Source organism: Acinetobacter sp. 24-47-66, assembly GCF_056779755.1.
On sequence record NZ_JBWYIL010000012.1, the window covers coordinates 90,823 to 98,009 of the forward strand.

The 7,187-nt window shown below is 39.7% G+C and carries 6 protein-coding genes; 2 read left to right on the forward strand and 4 right to left on the reverse strand.

Features of this window, described 5'->3' with window-relative positions; all coding sequences use genetic code 11:
• The first annotated feature begins 5 nt into the window (after positions 1–5).
• Complete coding sequence (sbmA, locus tag AC1M84_RS11445; RefSeq protein ID WP_481589098.1) at positions 6–1,205, forward strand: peptide antibiotic transporter SbmA; 1,200 nt, start codon at positions 6–8, stop codon at positions 1,203–1,205.
• A gap of 70 nt (positions 1,206–1,275) precedes the next feature.
• On the opposite strand, the gene AC1M84_RS11450 is transcribed toward sbmA, so the two are convergent.
• The 3 genes from AC1M84_RS11450 to salA all read right to left on the reverse strand — a co-directional run bounded on the left by AC1M84_RS11450 (position 1,276) and on the right by salA (position 5,020).
• A complete protein-coding gene (locus AC1M84_RS11450) occupies positions 1,276–2,166 on the reverse strand; it encodes a LysR family transcriptional regulator (RefSeq protein ID WP_481593644.1) in 891 nt (296 codons plus the stop codon).
• Positions 2,167–2,288: 122 nt separating this feature from the next.
• A complete protein-coding gene (locus AC1M84_RS11455; RefSeq protein WP_481595009.1) occupies positions 2,289–3,653 on the reverse strand; it encodes an aromatic acid/H+ symport family MFS transporter in 1,365 nt (454 codons plus the stop codon).
• 59 nt (positions 3,654–3,712) lie between these two features.
• Positions 3,713–5,020, reverse strand: coding sequence for a salicylate 1-monooxygenase (gene salA, locus AC1M84_RS11460; RefSeq protein ID WP_481595010.1), 1,308 nt, complete (start codon positions 5,018–5,020; stop codon positions 3,713–3,715).
• Between the two features lie 307 nt (positions 5,021–5,327).
• On the opposite strand from salA, the gene AC1M84_RS11465 reads away from it, so the two are divergent.
• Positions 5,328–5,813, forward strand: coding sequence for a hypothetical protein (locus AC1M84_RS11465; RefSeq protein ID WP_481595011.1), 486 nt, complete (start codon positions 5,328–5,330; stop codon positions 5,811–5,813).
• A gap of 137 nt (positions 5,814–5,950) precedes the next feature.
• On the opposite strand, the gene AC1M84_RS11470 is transcribed toward AC1M84_RS11465, so the two are convergent.
• The gene (locus AC1M84_RS11470) at positions 5,951–6,838 is read right to left on the reverse strand and encodes an NADP-dependent oxidoreductase (RefSeq protein WP_481595012.1); all 888 of its coding nucleotides are present in this window, start codon (positions 6,836–6,838) and stop codon (positions 5,951–5,953) included.
• Positions 6,839–7,187 lie beyond the last annotated feature (349 nt).

Consider the following 7,187-nt stretch of genomic DNA (forward strand, 5'->3'; position numbering starts at 1 on the left):
GCTGAATGTTTAAGTCATTTTTTCCGAACCCAAAGTGGTTTTTTCTCTCTGTCGTCTTATGGTTTTTTATTAATCTCGCTTTATGGTTTTTTGCGGATGGAAAACAATGGGGCGAATATTTAGGTTTTCCTCAAGGTTATGCAGAAGCTGAACTTGCGATTAATATCAGTCGTTTTTGGTCACCGCAATTTTTGTGGTTCTATCTATGGTTCTTGGTGGCGACCGCCTTATTTGCACTGTTTTGGAAAATAAAATCAGACAATCCGTGGCAGCGTTGGTCGGTATGGGGTTCTGCATTTATCCTTTTTAATATTTGGTTAACGGTACAAGTCAGCGTTGCTGTGAATGCATGGTATGTACCATTTTGGGATTCTATTCAACAGATTTTAAATTCTGGTGGTGGTGAGGTGGATAAACTCTATGCGGAATCATGGACCTTTATCAGCTTGGCCAGTATTTCAGTGACATCAGGGGTCATCAGCGCTTTCTTTACCAGTCACTATATTTTTAGATGGCGTACAGCAATGAACGAATACTATGTTCAGCATTGGGAGAAATTGCGTCATATCGAAGGTGCTTCGCAACGTGTACAGGAAGACACCATGCGTTTTGCAACGATCGTTGAGGATTTAGGGGTCGAGTTAGTACGTGCAGTACTGATGTTAATTGCCTTTCTTCCTTTATTATTTGCATTGTCTGCGAAAGTGCCTGTTTTACCATTTATTGGTGAGTTGCAATATTCTTTAGTATGGGCAGCGATTGGATGGGCGGTATTTGGTACTGTCTTATTGATGGTGGTGGGTATGAAACTGCCAGGATTAGAATTTAATAATCAAAAAGTGGAAGCGGCATATCGTAAAGAGTTGGTGTACGGCGAAGACCATGAAAATCGTGCGCAACCTGCAACCTTAAAACAACTTTTTAAGAATATTCGTGCTAACTATTTTAAATTGTATTTCCATTATGCCTATTTCAACTTGTTTGCACGTTGGTATGGACAACTGGACAATCTCTATATGTTATTTGTGTTATTCCCCGCGATTGCAGCAGGCCTGTTGACACTGGGATTGATCCAACAAATTATGGGGGTATTCAATCGTGTTCGTGAGTCATTCCAATATTTGGTGAGTTCGTGGAAAACGATTATTGAGCTACTTTCTATCCGTAAACGTCTAAAAGCATTTGAATCTATTTTGGATAAGTAGTGTCCATCATGGATATAAATTATTAAAAAAAGGCTCGTATATACGAGCCTTTTTATGTCTGAGTGGGAACTTAGAGCGTGCTGAAAATATTTTTTAGAATCTTACAAAACCACTTACGTGCGTCTAAGTCATCCTTATGGTTATACCAGTTAACACTGACATTGAATGGGCGAACTTCAAAAGGGAGTTCAAAAATTTGTATATCCGTATGCTGCTGATAAACCTTCGCGGCTCTCGAAGGTAGTGTAACCAGAAGTTCTGAGTGTTTTACCACGTTCTGCAAAACACTGAAGTGGGGGACTTCAAGCATGATCTGACGAGAATGACCGAGTTCTTTTAAACGCTGATCAATTTCAATATGACCAGTACTCGATTTGATCGCAACATGTTTTTCCGATAAATACGCTTCCATGCTGAGCTTGTGCTGTATGCGCGGATGCTCTTTTTTAGCGATACAGACATAACGTTCCTCAAACAAATTTCGAGATTCAATTTTGGGCATAATGGTGTGACTGCTATTAAAAACGGCTACATCTAAAAAGCCTTCAACCAGCCATTCCTCTACTTTTTCTGAGTGAATTTCCTCAATTTCAAGTTTGATATGGGGAGCATGTTGTTCTAAATATTCAATCAGCGAGGGAAGTAAACAAATTTCTCCTAAATCAGAAATGCCTAAACGAAATACTTTTGAAGAGGTTAACGGGTCAAAATGCTTGGCAGAATCAATCGCCATATCAATTTTAACAATCGCTTCGTAAAAACTTGGATAAAGACTTTGTGCAAGCTTAGTGGGTTTAACACCAAACTTGTCACGTACAAAAAGCTGATCATTCAGCATTTTCCGCAGTCGATTTAAATTATAGGTGACGGAAGGTTGGCTGAGATTCAAACGCTCTGCGGCGTGACTGATATTTTGAGTTTGATAAATAATAATAAAAACTTTAATCAGACTTAAATCGATCAACTTTACATTCCTTGTAAATATTTAGAGACAGTCGCTATATCGAATAACCACTGTAACAAAAAAAGAGAGAGGTAACTCTCTCTTTTATTTTAATGACTTACATGTTATTGATGAATCATTTACTCATAAGCCACGTTTTTAACGCCGTTTGCTGCGCCTGCAATTTTTTTATTGCGCAGATGGATCGCAGTCACACTGATCACTGCAATCATACAAGGGATAGATAAGGCAATGAAATTATATTGCACCGGCAAATTAAGGCTGAGTAACCATCCACATAAGATCGGACCCAAGATCGCGCCTAAACGACCTACGCCAAGTGCCATACCTAGACCTGTCGCACGTATGTTAGATGAATAATATTGTGACATATAAGCCAATAATAAAATTTGTCCGCCAATCGATGCTGCACCTGCGATTGCTACACAGAAGTAAAGCACCATGGTTGGTAAGTTATAGCTTAACAAGAATAGGGAAAATGCGCCGCTAACAAACAAGGTGCAAAGAACTTTAGGTAAACTGAATTTATCAGCAAAAAAACCACCAAAGATTGCACCCAGCATACCACCAATATTGAGTGCAAATAGGAACACTAAACTGGTTGAGAGGTTGTAGCCTGCTTCCATCATCAGTTTAGGTAACCAGTTACCAAGCGCGTATACCAATACCAATGCCATAAAGACACTTGCCCAGAATAGAACAGTAGTTACACCACGACTTTCAGTAAATAAGTCTTTCACTGGTGATTTAGACGACTCTTGGTTTTCTTGATGCAGACTAATGCGCATATCAGAAGGGATTCTTAGATTTGTGTCAATTTGTTCTAAGATATGAGCAGCTTCTTTATGTTTATTTTGACGAACCAAATAATCGATGGATTCAGGCAATAACTTCCAAATGATTGGTAATAGAATGAGTGGAATACCTGCAATCATAAACATGATTTTCCAGCCAAATTGCGGTACTAGCCACATGCCTAAAATGGCAGAACACATTCCGCCGACAGCGTAACCACTAAACATCAATGACACTAAGGTGGAGCGTAAACGTTTAGGCGCATACTCCGTCATTAGTGTAATAACGTTCGGCATCACGCCACCTAGACCTAAGCCAGCAATAAAGCGATAGATTCCGAACTCTTGAGGATTGCTCGCTAAGCCACACATCACGGTAAAACCACTAAAAATGACAATACAAACTGCAATCAGTTTTTTTCGACTAAAACCATATTTTTCAAGTTTGTCACTCATACTGCCAAAAATGATGGCTCCAAACATCATGCCAAAGAGGGCAAGACTTCCTAAGAAGCCCGCCGTCATTGGATCGATTGCCCATTCTTGCATCAGTTTAGGCAATGCCACACCGTAAATGACTAAATCATAGCCATCAAAAATAATAATCAATGCGCTGAGTAAGATGACTCGCCAGTGAATGGCTTTGAGTTTGGCATGATCAATAATTTCATTTGCATTTAACGTATTCATGGAGACCTCCCTGGTCAATGAATCGGTTGATAACAGTCCTGTTAATGTTTTTGCTTAATTTATATGGCTTCAGCCACGAGATGTTTCTCTATTGCTTGGCCTAAGCGTTGTTGTGCAAGTTCAACGTCTTTCTCTAAATCGTGTTGCCATAACCAATCAAAACGGTGTGCTAAATGTTGACCTACACTGTCAAAATCTGGATATAGCGGCGAATATAATTCGTAAATTTCACCAGATTCGCGTGACGTGTTTTGTACACGAATGGCACGCTCTTTACGCAGTTGCTCATAGACATGAGAGAGTTGTGCAAGATCTTCAGTGCAAATTTGCGCAGGGTGTTGTTCCAGATGTTTGAATAATGCAGAAAGAATTAAAGCATCTTCAAGACCTTGACCAGCACCAGCTCCTTGGTGTGGCAACATCGCATGTGCTGCATCACCAATCAAAATGACATTGTGTTCACTGTTCTGATAGGTCTTAAGTGGCTCAATCTCATGAAGGGCCCAGATGGTAGGTTTTTCAATTAAGTTCAGTAATGCGCGACAGCTCTCACTCCAATCCGCAAAATCAGCCAGCATTTCAGTTTTGGTTGTTGGTCGTGTCCAAGGAGTCCCTTCTGGCAGAGTTGTATTCTTGCGATCTGACTTAAAGGCAACAATATTGATTTCTTCACCTTTACGAATAGGGAAAGTTAAGATGTGTTTGTCTTTACCCAATAACATTTGTGGGACATCTGCAAGTTCAGGATCGTGTCCAAGTTCTGCAATAACCTGTTTAAAATCTAAATACTTGATAATGCCGCGATAAGCCCATGTTCCTGAAAATTGAGGATCGACTTTTGGAAGTTGATGCGATGCCAATACATGATCACGCACAACAGAATGAATACCATCACAACCAATCACGTAATCAGCTTCAACCACTTCACCATCTTGGAAAGTTAAACGAACACCAGCGCTTGAAGCTTCAACAGATTGTACACGTTTATTGAAATGTGCATTTTGTGAAGGAACGAATGGAATAAGTGCATCTAGAAAATCAGCACGATGCACAGAAGATTGACCGACTTGAGGTGCGATCGAAGCTGATAGGTATTCATCGGTATAGCCATTACGCCATTGGAACCAGATATCTTGATAAGGCGCAGCAACTGTATCCGCAATGGCGTGATATTCTTCACCCAAGCCTAGAAGCTCAATTGCTTTGACAGCATTGGCACCAAATGAAATGCCTGCGCCAATTTCTGAAAATTGTGCTGCTGACTCATATAAATGCACATCAAATTTTTTATTTTTTACCAGGTTGGTCATTAAAGCTAATCCAGCAATACCACCACCAATGAGCGCAATCTTAATTCTTCTTTCCATGATTCAATTCCGAGTTTTTTGCCCTGAATAAGATCATTACTGATTTTTAACTACTTATCCAATTTATATATTTTGGTGAAAACTATTTAAAAAATTGATAGTTTGAATTTGACGTCTATTCCCACTGGTTTTGAAGCTTTATTGTCAATATTTGATCATTGATGTGTGTGATTTAGCAAAATTACTACCTAAATTTTCATGTGCTTACTTGTTTTACAGTGTATCTGTAGGGAAATGCGTTCAGGATGTGATACAACAAAAACATAATGACAACGATGAAAATTGAGTTTAAGTGATGACATTAAAAATGAATAAAACTGCTTTACGTACACTGTGTGCATCGGCTTTGATCATGGGCGTATCGACATTTTCGAATGCGGGAGCAGCTGTAGATCAATTGAGTGATTGTTTGGTCAAGTCGACGACCGCTGCTGATAAAACGACAGTACTACAGTGGACATATTCAGCACTGTCTACTCATCCTGATTTAAAAGACTTTAGTAATGTCAGTGCTGAGCAACGTACTGCATTGGATCAAAAGTTAGCGCAAGTCTTGCAACGTGTGATCGTAGAACAATGTTCAACACAGACTAAAGCGGTGATTCAAGCTGAGGGTATTCAAGCTGTTGGTGAAAGTTTCCAAGCATTGGGTCGTAGTGCAGGGGAAGAAATCATAAAAAACCCTGAAGTGAATAATCAGCTGAAAGGGGTGGTGCGTTATATTGATTTAAATAAATTGGTGACAACATTCCTCACCCCAGATATTTGGAACAAGCTTGGGATCACTCGCTAATCTCTTATTTTAATAAATGGTAATTAAATAAATAAGTTATCGATTGATGAATGTAGGGTGGCGTTACTCAACATCATAATTCAAACTAGAGAAAAGGCAGGATGATATCCTGCCTTTTCACATTGTACGCATAGAAACTATTTGAATAACAGTACGCTTTTACCTTGCGTATGACCCTCTAAAATGTCTCGATAGGCTTGCTGTGCTTCTGTAAAAGGATATTCACGACTGACTGTCCAATTGAAGCTGTTATTTACAACGCCTTCAACCACGTGTTTTAAATTGGAAACATTACATTTAACCCATACTGCTTGAATTTTAGCAGATGAGAGTTTGCGTCCTGCAATCGTGCCCATAAATCCGCCATTTTTCACTGTAGCTAATGAGGCTTGAGTGGCATCTTCGTTACCTGCCATATCAATCGAAGCATCAAATTGATCTGGATGGACTTGTTTCAGACGCTCAATCAATCCTTCGCCGTAGACGACAGGAATCGCCCCTAAACTGCCGATATAGTCTTGGTTTTTTGCTGATGCTGTTGCCACAACTGTAATGCCGCGACTCACTGCCAATTGAATGGTGATTGAACCTACACCGCCTGACCCACCGTGTACCAATAAACTTTGCATTGGACCAGTTTCATCTAAAATAGTCATCGCAGTTTGAGCTGCTCCTGCAATCGACCATTCTAGATTTTTCGGTTTTGCGACTAAATTGGCGAGGGGAACGTCTATCACGGTTGCATGGGTAAATGCTCCACCAGAACCCAGTACTTCGTCACCGACTTTCCATGCACTGTTTTCAGGTACGTCTACGATTACTCCAGCAAATTCAGTTCCAAAGGTTTGTGGGAGTTGTGCGTGTTTGAATTCACCTGTCATGCGACGTGCATCAATGGGGTTAATTCCTGCGGCTTTGACTTGGATGCGTGCCATGTCAGGGTTTAATCGTGGGAGTGTGTAGTCTGTAAATTCGAGGACTTCGGGTTGTCCATATGCGTGTGCAATGAGAATGGTGCTTTTCATGGTTATTCACTTGTGTTGAGTCTTTTTGTTGTTTGTATTATGGGAGGCGTAACGAACGGGGTGAAGGGCTAAAAATAGAACAGTGTTTTTCCAAAAAAATAAATTTTTTATGTGAAAACACTTATGAATGAAAGTTGGTGGGTTTTACAAATTGCATTGAGTTCTGTTTAATACTAAAAGTAAAAGTAACTTTAAAAATTATTTAAGAATTAATATGAATATTGATATGAGTGATCTAGATAAAGATTTAGATACTAGAATGGCTTTGTTGCATAAAGATTTTAAAGATAGAGCTTTCCTAAGTTGTTTAAATTTAAGTGACAACTTGGGTGTGAGGTCGGTCGAGCTC

Excerpts from the sequence above, each read along its gene's own strand:
- sbmA (WP_481589098.1), top strand. The coding sequence starts at position 6 with ATGTTTAAGTCATTTTTTCCGAACCCAAAGTGGTTTTTTCTCTCTGTC.
- AC1M84_RS11455 (WP_481595009.1), bottom strand. The coding sequence starts at position 3,653 with ATGAATACGTTAAATGCAAATGAAATTATTGATCATGCCAAACTCAAA.
- salA (WP_481595010.1), bottom strand. The coding sequence starts at position 5,020 with ATGGAAAGAAGAATTAAGATTGCGCTCATTGGTGGTGGTATTGCTGGA.
- AC1M84_RS11465 (WP_481595011.1), top strand. The coding sequence starts at position 5,328 with ATGAATAAAACTGCTTTACGTACACTGTGTGCATCGGCTTTGATCATG.
- AC1M84_RS11470 (WP_481595012.1), bottom strand. The coding sequence starts at position 6,838 with ATGAAAAGCACCATTCTCATTGCACACGCATATGGACAACCCGAAGTC.